The 14,746-nt window shown below is 58.2% G+C and carries 14 protein-coding genes and 2 pseudogenes; 9 read left to right on the forward strand and 7 right to left on the reverse strand.

The window, feature by feature from the left end:
* Positions 1-422 (reverse strand): annotated as a pseudogene (locus tag V2I08_RS19480) (transposase); the annotation flags it as partial.
* 67 nt (positions 423-489) lie between these two features.
* On the opposite strand from V2I08_RS19480, the pseudogene V2I08_RS19485 reads away from it, so the two are divergent.
* A pseudogene (locus tag V2I08_RS19485) lies at positions 490-633 on the forward strand (IS3 family transposase); the annotation flags it as partial.
* A 52-nt stretch (positions 634-685) separates the two neighbouring features.
* On the opposite strand, the gene V2I08_RS19490 reads toward V2I08_RS19485, so the two are convergent.
* The 4 genes from V2I08_RS19490 to V2I08_RS19505 all read right to left on the reverse strand — a co-directional run bounded on the left by V2I08_RS19490 (position 686) and on the right by V2I08_RS19505 (position 6,317).
* Complete coding sequence (locus V2I08_RS19490) at positions 686-1,912, reverse strand: cytochrome P450 (protein ID WP_349636443.1); 1,227 nt, start codon at positions 1,910-1,912, stop codon at positions 686-688.
* Between the two features lie 97 nt (positions 1,913-2,009).
* Complete coding sequence (locus V2I08_RS19495; RefSeq protein ID WP_349636444.1) at positions 2,010-2,909, reverse strand: DAPG hydrolase family protein; 900 nt, start codon at positions 2,907-2,909, stop codon at positions 2,010-2,012.
* Between the two features lie 46 nt (positions 2,910-2,955).
* A complete protein-coding gene (locus V2I08_RS19500; protein ID WP_349636445.1) occupies positions 2,956-5,289 on the reverse strand; it encodes a TonB-dependent receptor domain-containing protein in 2,334 nt (777 codons plus the stop codon).
* 368 nt (positions 5,290-5,657) lie between these two features.
* On the reverse strand, positions 5,658-6,317 hold the full coding sequence (locus V2I08_RS19505) for a TetR family transcriptional regulator (protein ID WP_349636446.1): 660 nt from the start codon (positions 6,315-6,317) through the stop codon (positions 5,658-5,660).
* 395 nt (positions 6,318-6,712) lie between these two features.
* Here V2I08_RS19505 and V2I08_RS19510 point away from each other — a divergent pair, with 395 nt between their 5' ends.
* The 7 genes from V2I08_RS19510 (at position 6,713) to V2I08_RS19540 (ending at position 13,475) form a co-directional block, all read left to right on the forward strand.
* On the forward strand, positions 6,713-7,978 hold the full coding sequence (locus tag V2I08_RS19510) for a hypothetical protein (RefSeq protein ID WP_349636447.1): 1,266 nt from the start codon (positions 6,713-6,715) through the stop codon (positions 7,976-7,978).
* 34 nt (positions 7,979-8,012) lie between these two features.
* Positions 8,013-9,107, forward strand: coding sequence for a lipocalin-like domain-containing protein (locus V2I08_RS19515; RefSeq protein WP_349636448.1), 1,095 nt, complete (start codon positions 8,013-8,015; stop codon positions 9,105-9,107).
* A 78-nt stretch (positions 9,108-9,185) separates the two neighbouring features.
* On the forward strand, positions 9,186-10,142 hold the full coding sequence (locus V2I08_RS19520; protein ID WP_349636449.1) for an enoyl-CoA hydratase/isomerase family protein: 957 nt from the start codon (positions 9,186-9,188) through the stop codon (positions 10,140-10,142).
* Positions 10,139-10,915 carry an SDR family oxidoreductase gene (locus V2I08_RS19525; RefSeq protein WP_349636450.1) on the forward strand — a complete coding sequence of 259 codons (777 nt, stop codon included), beginning with the start codon at positions 10,139-10,141 and terminating at the stop codon, positions 10,913-10,915. Before V2I08_RS19520 ends, V2I08_RS19525 begins: the two co-directional genes overlap by 4 nt.
* A 39-nt stretch (positions 10,916-10,954) precedes the next feature.
* On the forward strand, positions 10,955-11,293 hold the full coding sequence (locus tag V2I08_RS19530) for a cupin domain-containing protein (RefSeq protein WP_349636451.1): 339 nt from the start codon (positions 10,955-10,957) through the stop codon (positions 11,291-11,293).
* Between the two features lie 53 nt (positions 11,294-11,346).
* The gene (locus V2I08_RS19535) at positions 11,347-12,276 is read left to right on the forward strand and encodes a 3-hydroxyacyl-CoA dehydrogenase NAD-binding domain-containing protein (protein ID WP_349636452.1); all 930 of its coding nucleotides are present in this window, start codon (positions 11,347-11,349) and stop codon (positions 12,274-12,276) included.
* 11 nt (positions 12,277-12,287) lie between these two features.
* A complete protein-coding gene (locus tag V2I08_RS19540) occupies positions 12,288-13,475 on the forward strand; it encodes an MFS transporter (RefSeq protein WP_349636453.1) in 1,188 nt (395 codons plus the stop codon).
* Here the strand turns inward: V2I08_RS19540 and V2I08_RS19545 are convergent.
* The gene (locus V2I08_RS19545) at positions 13,463-13,717 is read right to left on the reverse strand and encodes a hypothetical protein (protein ID WP_349636454.1); all 255 of its coding nucleotides are present in this window, start codon (positions 13,715-13,717) and stop codon (positions 13,463-13,465) included. The genes V2I08_RS19540 and V2I08_RS19545 overlap by 13 nt on opposite strands.
* Positions 13,714-14,082 carry an IS5 family transposase gene (locus V2I08_RS20660; RefSeq protein WP_405053682.1) on the reverse strand — a complete coding sequence of 123 codons (369 nt, stop codon included), beginning with the start codon at positions 14,080-14,082 and terminating at the stop codon, positions 13,714-13,716. Before V2I08_RS20660 ends, V2I08_RS19545 begins: the two co-directional genes overlap by 4 nt.
* An 86-nt stretch (positions 14,083-14,168) precedes the next feature.
* Here V2I08_RS20660 and V2I08_RS19550 point away from each other — a divergent pair.
* On the forward strand, positions 14,169-14,746 hold a 578-nt coding region (locus V2I08_RS19550; RefSeq protein WP_349636455.1), incomplete at its 3' end, for an IS110 family transposase.

A 14,746-nucleotide genomic window follows, 5' to 3' on the forward strand; every position in this document is an offset into this window, starting at 1 on the left:
TTCGGCGAACGTTTCATCAGAGCCATGGCGGCCTGATGATCAACCGCCCGCCCGCACACGGAAATCCTGACACTCCCGATGCGCCCGCCCTCGCGGACCTTGAGGTAGGTGGCGTCGATCCACAGGTACGGCTACTCGCCCTCGATCGGGCGGGTGAGGAAGGCGTTCACGCGCCCGTCGATCTCAGTAACCAGGCGACTGACCTGGCTCTTCGACACACCGCTGGTACCCATCCCCGTTTGCAGTAGCCGTTGCGGTGGTTGAGCCGCGCTGGGTTGCGATTGCCAGCGGGCGCATCGGTTCTGGCCTCAATCTCCAGATCCATCATGCGCTCCGCGGCAAAAGGCCAGCATCTCGCGCACAAAATCGCTGTCGGACCCTTGCTCCATCAGCTCAACAAGGGCCATTCTGTCGTCGGTCATCATCTTCTTCTCCAGGTTCGAGTTCGCATCCGAACCCTACCAGAAGATCGACGGTGGCCACCCTCTCAGGCTACACCACACCGTCCGTCCGTACAGTAGCCTTGGCTACCGACCACCAGCGCCGGAAACAGCTTCACTGCCATATCCGGCCTCCGGTTCCGCTTCGCTACATCTCCGCCCGGATATGACGGCGGCGAGCATGATCCACTAACAAACCAACCCGCCCACTCGGCGGGGCAGATCACTTATCCTGGCGCTGTCTTTCAGTCGAGTTTCTTAGGATACACGGTGATGGGAAGCTTTCGCCACCCTTGCACACCGTTGTTGACCATTCGTTCTGGCTGCCCGGCGAGTTCAATCCTGCTAGCGTGATCCAACAGTGAACTGAGGATCGTCTCGATCTCTAGCCGTGCTAGGTGCATCCCGGCGCACATGTGCGAGCCAATGCCCCAGCCGAGTTGATCCCGGGGATTGCGGTTGATGTCGAATTGGTCGGGATCGTCGTAGTGGCGTTCATCGCGGTTGGCGGAAGCATTGAGCAGCCATATCCGCGATCCTGCTGGAATAGTGCTGGTCGTGAATGTAAAATCCTGCACCGCGTACCGTACGAAGCCGCGGATCGGTGATGCAAGGCGCACTGCTTCATAGACAGCAGAGGTGATCAGGCCAGGATCGGACTGCAAGGCATCGAATGCGCCAGGCGTCGTTGCCAACTGATACAACAGTTCACCGATCGAGAGGATCGTCGTGTCAAGTGCGGGAGTTGCATAGTCAAAGATCATGGACCGTGCCATGTCTTCGGTGATCTCGCTACGGTCCGCCGCATCAAACAAGCGCGCTGCCCAACCATCAGGAACAAGCAGGTCGCGGGTGAGATCAGGAACGTAAGCAAGGAATTCCCCAAGGGTATCAACCGCGCTCAGCAGGCGCGGATTATCAGGTGGGCCGAAGCCGTCGAAAGCAGCAGCCGCCCACCGCAAAAGCTGTTCGGAACCTACGTCGGTTAGCCCCACGAGCTGGGATACAATTCGCTTGGGCAGGTGCGACGCAAGGCTGCTAATTGCCTCGAACTGTTGGGCGTTCGCGACGGAGGCGACCACCGCCTCGGCTTCGACCCGGATGCGATCGCTCACATCCCGCAATGCCTTGGGCGTCAGTGGCTTCATGAGAAGGCGCTTGTGCCTGGCGTGCTCCTCTCCGTCCATCGTCAGCACGCCCACGGGGTCGGTCTGATCCGGGTCGGTGCGCAGGGCTGCGTTTACCGTGACGCCTCGACCGCTGATGAGAACTTCATGCGCCCGGAGCCCTTTCTGCACATCAGCGAACCGCCCGGCGATGAACATGCCGAGCGATGGCGACCATACCACATCACCCATATCCCTGATTTTCCGGAAGCTGCCGATGGAATCCGCCAGCACGGCAGGATCGAACATGTCATCGCTTAGAACGGGAAAATCAGCGCTCTGCTGCGGTGTCGTGGCTTTGCTCATGCTCCTCGCTCCATTCTTGTCCTGAAGATAATAGTTTCCTCATTCCGGTGACCACTACAGGGGGCCTCTTGCAGCGATGCTACCCGTGCCCGCAGCGTCACGGTGCGTCTTTGAAATGCTCGAAAAGATTCGGGAGAATGCCTGCCAAGTGGTTCATCTCCTGCGCGCAGTGCGTCATGAGCGCGGTGCCAAAGGTTGCCGGATCAAGACGGATTCTGCGGGCCAGAGGGGATGCCATCCAACGCGGCATACGCGCCATCACTTTTCCCTGCCATGACGAGACGCAATCTGCAGGGATGGCCAGCAACTCGATTTCGTTCAGAAAAAAACGGCTGCGCATTTCACAACCCCCCTCAATGGGACGGAGCTGGTGCGCGCCCCAGCCAACGGCGATCGGCACGGCGGTTGGGCCAAGCCTCCCCGCGACGACAAGCGAATCTGGAGCAGACTGGAAGCCAAGCGAACCAGGATCGACGAAGCGGATTGTAAGATCGTCCATCTGGCCGCCGAGATATTCCGAAACATAGCTGACATTGTTAATATACTGCTGTGACCAAGGCAGCCCAATGCCACGACGGTCTTCCGCCATGGCGCTGCGTGCATGCGCTTCGGGATGCCAAAGCTTGTAGCGCGCTGTCTCGTGGCCGTGCCAGGCAAACCACCAGTCCCACATCTGTGCGGTTACACGCGGCATAAGGGTGTGGACGGCTATCATGAAACGGCCATCTCGCAGAACGCTCACGCCTGTTTCCATGGGTTCATATCCGTGGAGGCCCAGGCGAGTGCCCGCCTCGTCGATGGTATAGGCATATTCCGCCGGTTGCAGACCCAGCGCTATGGCATCCAACACATGGTCCTGAATACGAGCGACTTTGGGACTAAAATAGCGCGCATGAGGCTTGCCGAGATCGACGGCGCTGTAACCAAGCGCCGCCTTCTCGGCATGATACCGTGTCGGAATTGGTAGCCTGTCGGCAGAAGTAACCTGATACTTCATAGTAGCCAAACCTCCAGTGGCACGATCAACATTGCTATGGCCGCAATCAATAGCGGAAACCGACGGTCAGCCCATAGGTTACCGGCATGCCGACGGAATTGACCACCGTATCAATTGGCTTGGCGCGATCGGTCAGGTAAAAGGCGTTGGTCACGTTCTTGCCCCAGATCTGAACCTTCCAGCGGCCGTCTTTGCCTTCGATACCAGCCCTGAGGTCAAGCAGTGCGTAATCAGGAATGAACAGGCTGGGAAAGCCGAGTGCGACAGAGGTGCTGTTGCCGATAAAGGCCGACGTTCCGCTGCGCGCGCTCACGCCTCCACCAAAATAGATCCGCGCTTCCGATGCCGTGCTGAAACTGTACTCGATATCGAGATTCCCCTGCCACTTCGGCGTATTGGGGAACGCTTCCCCGATGAAATTGGCCGGATTGCCATAAGTGTCAAAAGGCTGAAGCGGATTGGAGCGAATTTCGGAATCGACCCATGTCACACCACCGCTCAGCGCCAGTCCGGCAAACGGTCTTGCCTGGAACTCAATTTCAGCGCCCATCACGCGCGATTTGGGGATATTGCGTAGTGTTGGCAGCGCACCGAAGGGTACCACGACGACCGAGCCGGTCAGTTGCTTGTCCTTGTAGTCATAGTAGAATACCGCGCCGTTCAATTGCACCTTGCGATCAAACAGCGATACTTTAGCGCCCGCTTCGTAAGCGAGCACGGATTCCTGCGTGGCCGGGGCGTACTGGAACCCGAAAACTGCAGGAAGCACGGCCGAGAAGCTGCCCGCCTTATATCCTCTTGAAACCGATCCGTAGATGAGCGAATCCGCTCCCGGCTTCCAACTGAGACCAAGCCGCCATGAAACATTGTCTTCGTCGAGCGAATCCGTGATGTTCGGCGGCAGTACGCCTGGGGCGATTTGCGTGACGCAGCCTCCGGCAACCGTCGGAATTTGAAAAATCGACCCGAATGCGAAGGCGAGCTGTCCATTGCCAGGGTCGGCGAGGCAGCCTGCAAATTCCCGGTTTTGCTTGGTGTACCGAACAGCGGCCTGCGCGCTAAGGCTGTCGACGATCTCAAATTCACCACTGGCAAAGGCAGCATAGGTATCGACCACCTGACGGTTTCGCAGCGCCACTGCATTGTATCGGAAAGGACCAGCACCGTTGTTTGTTCCCCCAAGGAAATTCACAAGGTTTTCCGAAATATTGTCGCGTCCATAATTGCCGCCGACCCCCCATTTGAACCGGCCCGAGGACTGTCCAATGCGGAGTTCCTGGTAATAATTGGCAATCTTGGCATTTATGCCGACACCGATGTCGGTAAAGGCGGTACCGTCGGGATCGGTCAGTGAACGCTCCCGGTAGCGGCCATATGATGAGATCGACGTCAAAGTGGCGTCGCCGAGTTCCAGGTCGCCACGCAATGAAAACTGATAGTAATAGTCGTCGCGAGAAAGGTCTTGTCCAGCATTCCAGCCTGCCAGACGGGCGTTGCGCCCGCCGAAGGGCTGAAGCGGCTGTAGTGCGGCGAATGTTGCGCCGTTAAACGGGTTGGCAGGCAAGAGGGGGCTGAACCCATCAAACTGGAACGCCTGCGTATCGGAGCGATCCTGCCAGCCGTTCACGGAAAGTTGGAACTTGAGCGTTTCGGAAGGCTCCCAGTCGGTCAACAACCGGCCGACGGCGAAGCGCCGCTTGCCCAGGGTATCTCCAGGCGGCTTGCCGAGCAGTTGGTCATTTGGGGCGAAGCTGACCTGCCAGTCATCCTGGTATTCATAGCGTCCGGCAATGCGCATCCGCAAATTATCGGTTAGCCCCCCGCTGACGAAGCCCTGTGCCGTCACTGCAGAGAACCTGCCGATCGTAATGTCGGCTCCGGCGCTCAGTTCCTGTGTTGGCTTGGCCGCAATGACGTTGATGGCACCACCGGTAGAGTTCTGTCCAAAAATGGTGCCTTGCGGACCCTTGAGGATTTCAACGCGGTCCAGATCAAGCGTCAGGCCGCGAGTCATTGCGGAGTAGGGCAGCGGTGTCTGATCGACATAGGCAGAGACAGTCGGGCTCGCGCTCACGGACCGATCGTAGAAGCCGACGCCGCGAATCGAGAGAATTGGAGGCCCCCATGTGCTGCGCTGGAAACTAAAACCTGCGGCGACACGCCCCAGATCTGAGACATCGTTGATGCCACGTCGAGCGAGGGACTCGCCCGTTTCAGCGGTCACCGAAATTGGCACGTCGCGAAGATTTTGCGCACGTTTTTGGGCAGTGACCACAATTTCTTGAAGATGCGTCTCATCATTATCCTGGGCGCGAGCTTCGTGCGTAGCTGCAATCAGCGCAACCGCAGATGCGGCGTAAAATCGTGCGGATTTTCGCATTTGGTCTCTCCTAATTGCCGACGCTAGATATTCTGGCTGCCGTCTTGGCCCCAGGATCCCAGCAGTCTTTGTGCAGCTTGATTTGATCATTCCAGTCGAATCATGTCAAACAAAAAATGAGAGCGACTTAAATATTCTGATCCAGCCACTGGGCCGCCGGCGGCTGCGGCAGCAGCACAGTCCGCTCGCTTGCGCAGGCTGAAGCCGATGTCGCGCAGCAGCCAAGGGGCATCGCGAAATTGTATGCAGAAGGAAATCTAAGACCCCGACCAGCCGACGTCAGTGGGGCGGGGTTTATGCGGTCTGGTGGATTGATTATGACATTTGCATCCTCTGGCGGCGAGGATGCAAATGTCATAATCGGACCACTAGGCGTCAACCTCACCTTGGAGAGACTGGTACTCACGGATAGCAATCTCATGCGCCTCCCACATCGGGACGCCGAGCATTCCAAGTGTGTGAGCGGCCGCCTGTACCGCGAGCTGCTCTTCGCTCAGCCCCAGAGAGTCGCCATAGCGAAGCGCGCTGATGTTGATTGAACGGCATAGTTTTGCCGCAAATGTCGTGTTCTCTACCGCAAAACGCGCTACGCGGCGGCCCCGTTCAAGGTCGCCGTGCAGGCTGCCTTCCAGCTTTTCGTGCAGCTTATCGGGATCATCCATGACGTGAAGCAAGATCGCTTGAAGCGCGGGGTTTCTGGCCCAGAACCGCAATATAACCATTGGTCCTCGCGCGACCTGCGCCGCCGGATCGACCCGTGTTACCCGTCCAATCTGGCGCACCAGGCGCTCCACGATCCGATGTCCGACTTCCTCCAGCAACTGGTCCATCTTCTGGAAATGATAGTAGAAGGTGCCGTTGCTGATCTGCAGCGATTGGGTGATGTCCAGCACCGTAGTGTTGGCGACGCCCTTTTCAGAAATAAGCGCGATTGCGGCGTTGATCAGGGACTCCTTGGTCCGCTCGCGCTTGCTGCTCAGCCGCTTTTTAACCGACTTAGCTGGCGATGCCACTTCATCCACGCTCATTCTCCATCAGACGGACGGGGTAGCCTTAGGCCTAAATCTGACAAGCAGGCAAGAATAGGGCGCATTTTCTGGTGAAATGTTTGATTCTCTGTCGATTCCACGTTTTTGATTCATTGTTCAATTTAGTCCCTCACCCATCTTGCCGCGCCTGTGGATCATAAATTTTGCCGGCGGTGGCCCGCGCCGGTTCGCACTTCCCTTTCTTTCTACAAAATACGGAAAAATAAAGATTTATTTAGCCGATAGAGCAGCGCGCGCCCGCTTTTGCCGGGTGCCCATCGCGTCAGCGCGAAGCGATCACTTCAGAGACGTCGTTGACACCGGCTTAATTTTTGTGTCTCACTCAAAAAAAGCAGAAAGCGATGATCGGCCAGAGTCCGAGGGAAAGGATCGAAATGAAAGGTGAACTCCTCAGCCCGGCATTTGGCGTGCCATTGCAGGAACCGGCGTTCAGTGATGACCGCTGGGTATCGCCGCTCAACTGGCTTCCTGAAGTGCGCGACCAGATGGTCTTTCCGGAACGACTTTTGATCCATGACGTGACCTTGCGCGATGGCGAGCAAACGCCGCGCGTTGCCTTCACGCCCGATGAAAAGATCGCCATCGCTGTCGAACTCGACCGGCTGGGCGCGCATTCGATCGAACCGGGCCTTCCGGTCACCGAGCCCGACATCGAGGTGCTTCGGGCGCTTTCGGCTATGGGTTTGAGAGCGGCGATCGTACCATTGGTGCGGATCAATGAAAGCGATGTACGGGCCAGCATCGACGCCAAGGCTGACGGCATGCTGCTCGAATTCAGCCTCAACCCCTATTTCATGCGCGACGTATACCAGACCACGCCGGACGATCTGCTGCTGCGCATCGCCGAATATGCCCAAGCGGGCAAGGAGGCGGGCATGTATGTCGAATTCATGGGCTGGGATGCAATGCGGATCGAGGGCCTGGATTTCCAGGAACGCTTCTTCCGCAAGCTCGCGGAAACGGCACCACTGGACCGTGTCACGATTGCCGACACCTTCGGCATGGGCCACCCCTTTGCGACCTATCACTACATCCGCAAGCTGCGTGACTGGACAGGACTGCCAGTAGGCTTCCACATCCACAATGATTTCGGCCTGGCTGCGGCCGGCGCAATCATGGCGGTTTCTGCGGGCGCAGACATGGTACACAGTTCCATTAACGGCCTGGGCGAGCGGTCTGGCAACGTCGCAACCGAAGAGATCGCAATGATCGCGCAGCACTTGCTCGGTCTGGACGCCGGGATCGACCTTGCAAGACTGAAGTCGACATCGGACATGGTTGCAGAAATCTCCAAGATCCGCCTCGCATCGAACAAGGCCATCGTGGGCGACGGATTGTTTGAAGTCGAATCCGGCATTGCCGTGCACGCCATGCAGGCGATGAAGGATACGCCACTCAAGAACCTCATTTTTCCGTTCCAGCCGCAGACTGTTGGTCAGGATGCCTGCCGGATCGTTCTGGGCGTGGGCACAGGCGGCGCGTCTACCGCATCGATTCTGGAAGGGATCGGTGTTGAAGCCAGCCGGGACGAAATCCGCGAACTCACCGGACGTTTCAAGCAGGCAGGACGCGTGCTGAAAAACGGAGTGCCGGAATCGATGGTGCGGCAAATAGTCAACGATGTGGTCGGGAAAGCTTAAGAACTTTGGCTCCCGATAAACTTAGGAGGTTTCCATGACACAGTCCAAGCAAGCAGTTGCTCGAACCGCGGCACCCCAGACAAGCAAGGCTGCGCCAGACCTGACCTATGTGGCCGGCGTCCCCAAGGAGCCTGTTGTGCCTAAGCAGGTAGCGGGCGTTCCGGGACAGATCGATCATGCACGCGATCTGGGTGTCCATTACGGCTTTCACACAGACAGCAACTTCGTGGTGTCCCGCCTCAGGGCCGCCGATGGCCGGGAGTTTCAGGTCATCCTTCACCAGATGGCCGTAAACCCGAACAAACTCCCTGACAGCTACCCGATCCTGCTGTCGATCATATCGATCAGCGACCGTGAAAATCGCTGGCATGCACAGGAAGAACACGCCTTTCCGGCAGGCGAATTCCATGTCAGCCCGGACCGCCTTGACATCAGTTGCGCCAATTCGGCCATTGTCGGAACACTCGATGCGATGAAGATGCGCTCCAATTTGCCGAACGGCACCGGAACGATCGAACTGGAACTACAGCGCACTGGGCCGGTGCTCGACAATTGCGGAACCGGCCTGTTTCCCTTTCTCAGCGGCCAGGTTCCTGTCTGGCAGTTTGCCCTGCCGTATATGACCGCGAAGGGCACTTTGACGCTTGACGGCAAGACCCAGGAAATTTCAGGCGACGCATGGCTCGACAGGCAGTGGAACGATATGCCGATCGACTTTTTCGAGAAGCGGACCAAGTGGAAATGGATGAATCTTAGCCTCAGCAACGGGGTCAAGATAAGCCTCTGGGACATGTCCGTGCACGGCAAGAAGCAAAATGCCTGGGCGACCGCGCTCACCCCTTCCGGTGCCGTGATGATGGCCGACATGGTGCCTCTCGCTGAAAATGAATCGGAACATTGGACCAGTCCGGTGACGGGTCAGACCTATGCCACCGCCTACAAGGTCATCATTCCGGCGTTCGATGCCGAGTTTGATGTCAGGATCTGGGAAGGGATGCCCGATCAGGAGATCATCTCGCCAAGCGGCGATAACAAATATGAAGCCGCCTGCACCTTCACGGGCCAATTTATGGGTGAGGAAGTGACAGGCTTCAACTGCGTGGAACTGGTCGGCAATTTCCTTGCCTGAAGCGCGTTTTCATCCCCCGCGACAATCAAGGGTCCGACGCTGGCTCGAACATCACTATCAGTATTCTGGAGACTTCATATGAAAAAGCCGATGGCGGACTATGTCCAGCTTCCCAAGTTCGATGAGTATCGGGAATGGTTTAAGGACCATTTCGACCTGGAACGCGAGGATGGAATCCTGCAAGTCACGATGAAGACTGGTGACGGTCCGATGCACTGGAGCGGTCCTGCCCATCGTGCGATGTCGCAACTGACCCGTATCATCTCAATGGACCACGATAACGAAATTCTGATCTGGACCCACAAGGGTGACAACTGGATGCAGGATTTCGATCACGACGGCTGGGAAGAATATTCGAAGGAACGTTTCGATCACCAGTATTTCGATGACACAAACATCATCAAGAACATGATCATGGACCTCGAAATCCCCACGATCGGCGCGATGCAGGGTCCCGGCTTCCATTGGGATTCGGCAATTCTGTGCGATATAACGATCGCTGCGGACGATTGCCGCTGGGACGATCCGCATCTTCAATACGGACTTGTTCCGGGTGACGGAATGGCCCTGCTGATGCAGCATTTTCTGGGCACCAAGCGCGCAAACTACCTGATGTATACCTCGCGCCAGTGGGATGCGAAGCAGGCGCTGGAATGGGGCTGGATCAACGAGGTTGTCCCCAAGGACAAGGTGATTGAACGCGCCTGGGAACTTGCCCGCCTCATCAAATCGGTCGCCCGCGAAACCCGCACGATTACCTCTAACCTGTGCAAGCGCCCGCTCGAACGGTTGTTGGTCAATGATCTCAAGCTGCACACGGTCAGCGAACAGTACAGCACGATGATCAAGGTCGCACAGGGCGAACTCGGCGACGGCAAGAAGCAGATCGACGAGAAGGACATGGGTGTTCTTGCCCATTGGCGTTACGCGCCCGATGTCAAGGATATGATGGAGCCGCAGACTGTCGAGAGCTGGGACGCGGTGGAAAAGTCGCGCCAGTGGAAGGCGCAGCAGGAACGGGAAGGCTCAAAATGACGCTATTCAGCCTGCAAGGCAAAATGGCTATCGTCTTTGGCGGGGCGGGCGGCATTGGCAAGGCGATCGCGCTGGGCCTGGCCGACGCAGGGGCGCAGGTCGCCCTTGCCAGCCGCAATCGTGAGGCGCTTGCCGCTTGCGCCGAGGAAATTGGCGCTGTGACGGGCCGCCCGGTACTGTACTATGTTTGTGATGCCACCCGCGAAAGCGAGGTGTCGTCGCTGTGCGAACAGGTGACCGCAAAAATGGGCGGTATTGACATCCTGGTGAATGCCCAAGGCTTCAATAAGAAGCACCCCGGCACCGAGTTCCCCGTCGAGATATGGGACGCGATGTTCGAGGCGAACGTCAAGAGCATCATGCTGACCTGCAAACATTTTGGAGCACAGATGGTCCAACGGGGCGGCGGCAAGATCATCAACCTGTCTTCGGTTCGTGGTGCTCGCGCAGTGGGCAACGGCGGCGGCGGCAATGTCGGCTATTGCGCGACCAAGGGCGCGGTCGACATGCTGACACGCGCTTATGCGTCGGACCTTCGACCCCATGTACAGGTTAACGCGCTGGGGCCAACGATCACCTATACGCCAATGATGGAGGGCATTTTGCCTGCCGACCCGGCTGAGCGTGACCGCATGGCCGCAGCCATGCCTGCTATGCGCATCGGCTATCCTGGGGATTGCGTTGGCCCGGCGATTTTCCTGGCTTCGACGGCGTCCGATTTCGTGACCGGGCAGATAATCTACGCCGATGGCGGCCTCACGGCGATCGGTTGATCGTACTAAGCTGAAATATGGGACAATTGGGGTTTGGGGATGAAGAAAGTCGAACTGGATCAAGTCTTGCCATATGCCGCTCCCGGCCATTTCGGCATGACCTCGCTTAAACTCCATGGGCGTGAGGAAAGTGGCGCGACCAAGTTCTGGCTTGGCCTGTCGCACTTCCTGCCGGGCGGAGGTGCGGAATGGGGCGGTGCCCCGGTCGAACGCATCTACTACGTGCTTAGCGGCGAAATCGTTGTGCGGGGTGAAGAGGGCGAGCTGACGCTGCGACAGGGAGATTCCGTGTTCATCGGCGAGGACGAGAACAGGGAACTGCTCAACAAGGCGAACGCGCCTGCATCGATCCTGGTTTTCTGCAGCAATCCATCCTGACCTTCAGGTCCATGTCGCGGCAACATGATTTGGGCGGGGGTTTGGAAACGGCCATGAACATCGTCATCATCGGTGCCGGGCTGATGGGCCAGGGAATCGGGCTCACCTTCGCCCGCGCCGGTCATCAAGTCACCCTTGTGGATCGAACCGACCCCTTGCTTGAAAGCGCGCTTGCTGCCATTTGTGAAAGCGCGGCCACGCTTGTGCAGCATGGTAGCCTGGCCGCAGATGCAGTTGCGCCGCTGTTGAAACGGATCGCACTGGATACCGACCTGGCGCACGCCGTTGGCAAGGCTGATTTCGTGGCCGAGGTGGTGCCTGAAGTGGCAACCATCAAGCGAGAGGTCATCTGCGCCATTGATGCTGCCTCCCCCGCCGGGGCTGTCATCATGAGCAACACCTCCGGCCTCGACATATTCGCGCTGGCCTGCGATGCAATGCGCCACCCGGAGCGGTTGGTGACAGCGCACTGGTACGCGCCGGCGCATATCATTCCGCTGGTCGAGGTCGCGCCTGGCCCGCAAACAACTGCCGACGTGGTTGCCCGGACAGCCGACCTGTTGCGCCAGGCGGGCAAGTTCGCACTGGCCATGAGGCGGTTCGCTCCGGGTTATGTGGTGAACAAGATACAGCACAGCTTTGCTTCTGCGATGTTCGACCTGCTGCAATCCGACCTCATCGAACCGGAAGACATCGACCGCGCGGTCAAGGCCGTGCTGGGCATCCGCATGCCAGTCGTGGGTATCGTGCAAAGCATGGACTTCAACGGCCTCGACACCGTTCAGGCCATTTGCGCCACGCTCGGCATTGATGTGCCCATATTGAGGGAAAAGGTCGAAGCCGGGGATTTGGGAGCCTCAACAGGGCGTGGCATGTATGACTATGGCGAGCGTACGCCCGATAGAGTCATCCGCGAAAGAGACATCAAGTTCCTACAAATGATTGACTTCCTGAAATCTATTGAGGCGTTCGAACCAGTGTGACGGAGGCAAAAGTGGTGAGGAAGACGGGCCTAAGCGCCTACGCAGCCTTTTCGGTGCTGATCATGGCGATGGCCTGGAACTTCGAAGGCGCGGCGATCAATCCGGCGCTGGCTACGTTGCGCGAAGCCTTCCCGCAGGAGCCGCTTTACAAGGTGCTGTTCGTCTCCACTGCCCCCTTCGTCACCTCCACCATCTTCAGCGGTCTGTGCGGATGGCTGGCCGGGTGGTTTGACAAGAAGCATATCGCGCTTGGGGGACTGCTGATTTACGGCGTTTCCGGCATTGCCCCTGCCTATATGACTAGCCTTGACGCCATATTGGCGGCACGGATCGTCACAGGTGTCGGTGTCGGCCTTGTGCTGCCGATTTCTGCCATGCTGATTGCCGAACATTATGCAGGACGTGACAAGGACCGGATGAACGGCCTGATGCTCGCCGTATTCAATATTGCCAATATCGTGGTCAGCATAGCGGTTGGGCTGTTGGTCGATCGAGGATGGCAGGTCGCTTTCCTCGCTTTCGGATTCATCTTCCTGCTGCTCGTCAATACCGCCATTGGGTGTCCCTCGTCTCCGCCAGTCAGGGACGCCACCAAGCGGCATCGCAGTGCGCCTGCGGCACTGCCGCCTATCGCCTTCGCAATGTTCGCGCTGATGGCCCTGCTGTGGTTGGCCTTCGCATACCTGTTGCTCAGCCTGGCGACCTTTAACGCCTCGCGGGCTATCGTCCCCATGGCAGCGATCGGCGGGGTCATCGCCGTTCCGGGTGCCGCCAATGCCGTCGCTGCGCTGCTTTACCCGCTGCTCGGAGGCAGGATCCGCTTCCTTCCATCGGTCGCGCTCATCATGCTGGCATGTGGTTTCGCTCTTGCGGCGCAAAGCCATGCGCCGGTCACCTTGCTGGCAGCCTGCGTGCTGGTTGGTCTTGGCCAGGGGGTTCTGGTTCCCTTCGTCCTATCGGTAACGGGGGGAATTTCTTCGGTTGCCGCGCGGGATCGCTCGCTGGGGTTGGTCCAATCCGCCGTCCATCTGGGCGCGCTGGCGGCTACCTTCGTCTTCCCTGCCGTGTTCGCGCGGGCCACAACTGATCCCTATTCGTTCGCTTACAATGCGGCAGCCGCGGCTAGCGTTGCGGCAGCGGCCTGCAGCCTGTGTCTTGTCATTTTCGCTTCACGCCGGGAGAGATTTCAGCGGTCGTGAACCTCGTACATTGGGGGGTTGAGACGGTTTCGCCGCTGCGAGATAACCACCTTTGCCCCGCGTTGGTCGAGGTCTTCGACCATCCAGTTGGCATCGAAGGCCTTGTCGCCAAGTAGAGCATCGGAGTCGATGCCATCGATCAGCGGCGCAACGCCTATAGTGCCATAGCGGTTTCCCGGCAGAAGCTCGAAGCGGACAAGATTGCCCAATGCATAAGTCAGTGCCAAAATCTTGGTCGTCATGCCCCCTTTGGAACGGCCAATGGCCTGGCTCGAAGTCCCCTTTTTGCGCCTTGGCCGTGCCGGTGAACTTTGACGATGGAGGCATCAACCATAGGGTATTCCATGCCGGGCGCTTCTAACAGGACATCAAAAATCCGTTTGAAAACATCTACTTCGTACCAGTCACGGAACCGTCGAAACGTCGTGCTCCAGTTTCCGAACATGGCTGGCAAATCGCGCCACGGACTGCCCGTGCGGACAATCCACTGCACCGCCTCTAGGAACAGCCGATTATCTTTCCTACTCTGTCTTGTGTCAGTCCGCCTGCCCAAACAATGCGATTCCATATTCGCCCACTGGGCGTCGGTCAGTACAAAGCGTTCCATCACAAGGGTGATGATGTGGACGCCCCCGCAGTGACCGGCAGCGGCTATGCTGTTGTTCGGACAAAGCGGGAAGAGGAGCGTTCACCATGACGATAACGATTATTGGGCTGGATTTGGCCAAGAGCGTGTTTCAGGCGCACGGCGTCGATGACAAGGTGGTTCTGGTCAAGAAGCTGCATCGCAAGCAGATGCTGCCGTTTTTCTCGAAGTTGCCGCCATGCCTGATCGGTGTGGAAGCCTGCGGAACGGCCCATTACTGGGCGCGCGTGCTCGCTGCGATGGGGCATGAGGTTCGCCTGATCCCGCCGTCTTACGTGAAGGCCTATGTCAAGCGCGGCAAGAGTGACGCGCTCGATGCCGAAGCCATTTGCGAAGCTGTGCAGCGACCGACGATGCGGTTCGTGCCGGTCAAGTCTGTCGAACAGCAGGGCATTCTCATGACCCATCGCGCTCGATCCCTTCTAGTGCGATGGGTCATGCTTGCCAATGCCCCGCGTGCACATCTCGCTGAGTTCGGGTTCGTCGCCAACTCCGGTATCGCCAACCTCGCCGAGCAAGTGATGGCCGACAAGGATGCCCTGCCATCCTTGGCCTGCTGCCGGTTTGGTGGACACCAAGATAAGGTGTTTATCAGACTGGAGGACGTGAATGGAGCGAAGAAAGT

This window comes from Sphingobium sp. MK2, assembly GCF_040170545.1.
Taxonomy (GTDB): Bacteria; Pseudomonadota; Alphaproteobacteria; order Sphingomonadales; family Sphingomonadaceae; genus Sphingobium.

Bases quoted from the DNA above. Each gene is read 5' to 3' on its own strand.
- V2I08_RS19525 (WP_349636450.1), top strand. From the start codon at position 10,139: ATGACGCTATTCAGCCTGCAAGGCAAAATGGCTATCGTCTTTGGCGGG.
- V2I08_RS19515 (WP_349636448.1), top strand. From the start codon at position 8,013: ATGACACAGTCCAAGCAAGCAGTTGCTCGAACCGCGGCACCCCAGACA.
- V2I08_RS20660 (WP_405053682.1), bottom strand. From the start codon at position 14,082: ATGGAACGCTTTGTACTGACCGACGCCCAGTGGGCGAATATGGAATCG.
- V2I08_RS19545 (WP_349636454.1), bottom strand. From the start codon at position 13,717: ATGACGACCAAGATTTTGGCACTGACTTATGCATTGGGCAATCTTGTC.
- V2I08_RS19500 (WP_349636445.1), bottom strand. From the start codon at position 5,289: ATGCGAAAATCCGCACGATTTTACGCCGCATCTGCGGTTGCGCTGATT.
- V2I08_RS19490 (WP_349636443.1), bottom strand. From the start codon at position 1,912: ATGAGCAAAGCCACGACACCGCAGCAGAGCGCTGATTTTCCCGTTCTA.
- V2I08_RS19535 (WP_349636452.1), top strand. From the start codon at position 11,347: ATGAACATCGTCATCATCGGTGCCGGGCTGATGGGCCAGGGAATCGGG.
- V2I08_RS19505 (WP_349636446.1), bottom strand. From the start codon at position 6,317: ATGAGCGTGGATGAAGTGGCATCGCCAGCTAAGTCGGTTAAAAAGCGG.
- V2I08_RS19530 (WP_349636451.1), top strand. From the start codon at position 10,955: ATGAAGAAAGTCGAACTGGATCAAGTCTTGCCATATGCCGCTCCCGGC.
- V2I08_RS19520 (WP_349636449.1), top strand. From the start codon at position 9,186: ATGAAAAAGCCGATGGCGGACTATGTCCAGCTTCCCAAGTTCGATGAG.
- V2I08_RS19495 (WP_349636444.1), bottom strand. From the start codon at position 2,909: ATGAAGTATCAGGTTACTTCTGCCGACAGGCTACCAATTCCGACACGG.
- V2I08_RS19510 (WP_349636447.1), top strand. From the start codon at position 6,713: ATGAAAGGTGAACTCCTCAGCCCGGCATTTGGCGTGCCATTGCAGGAA.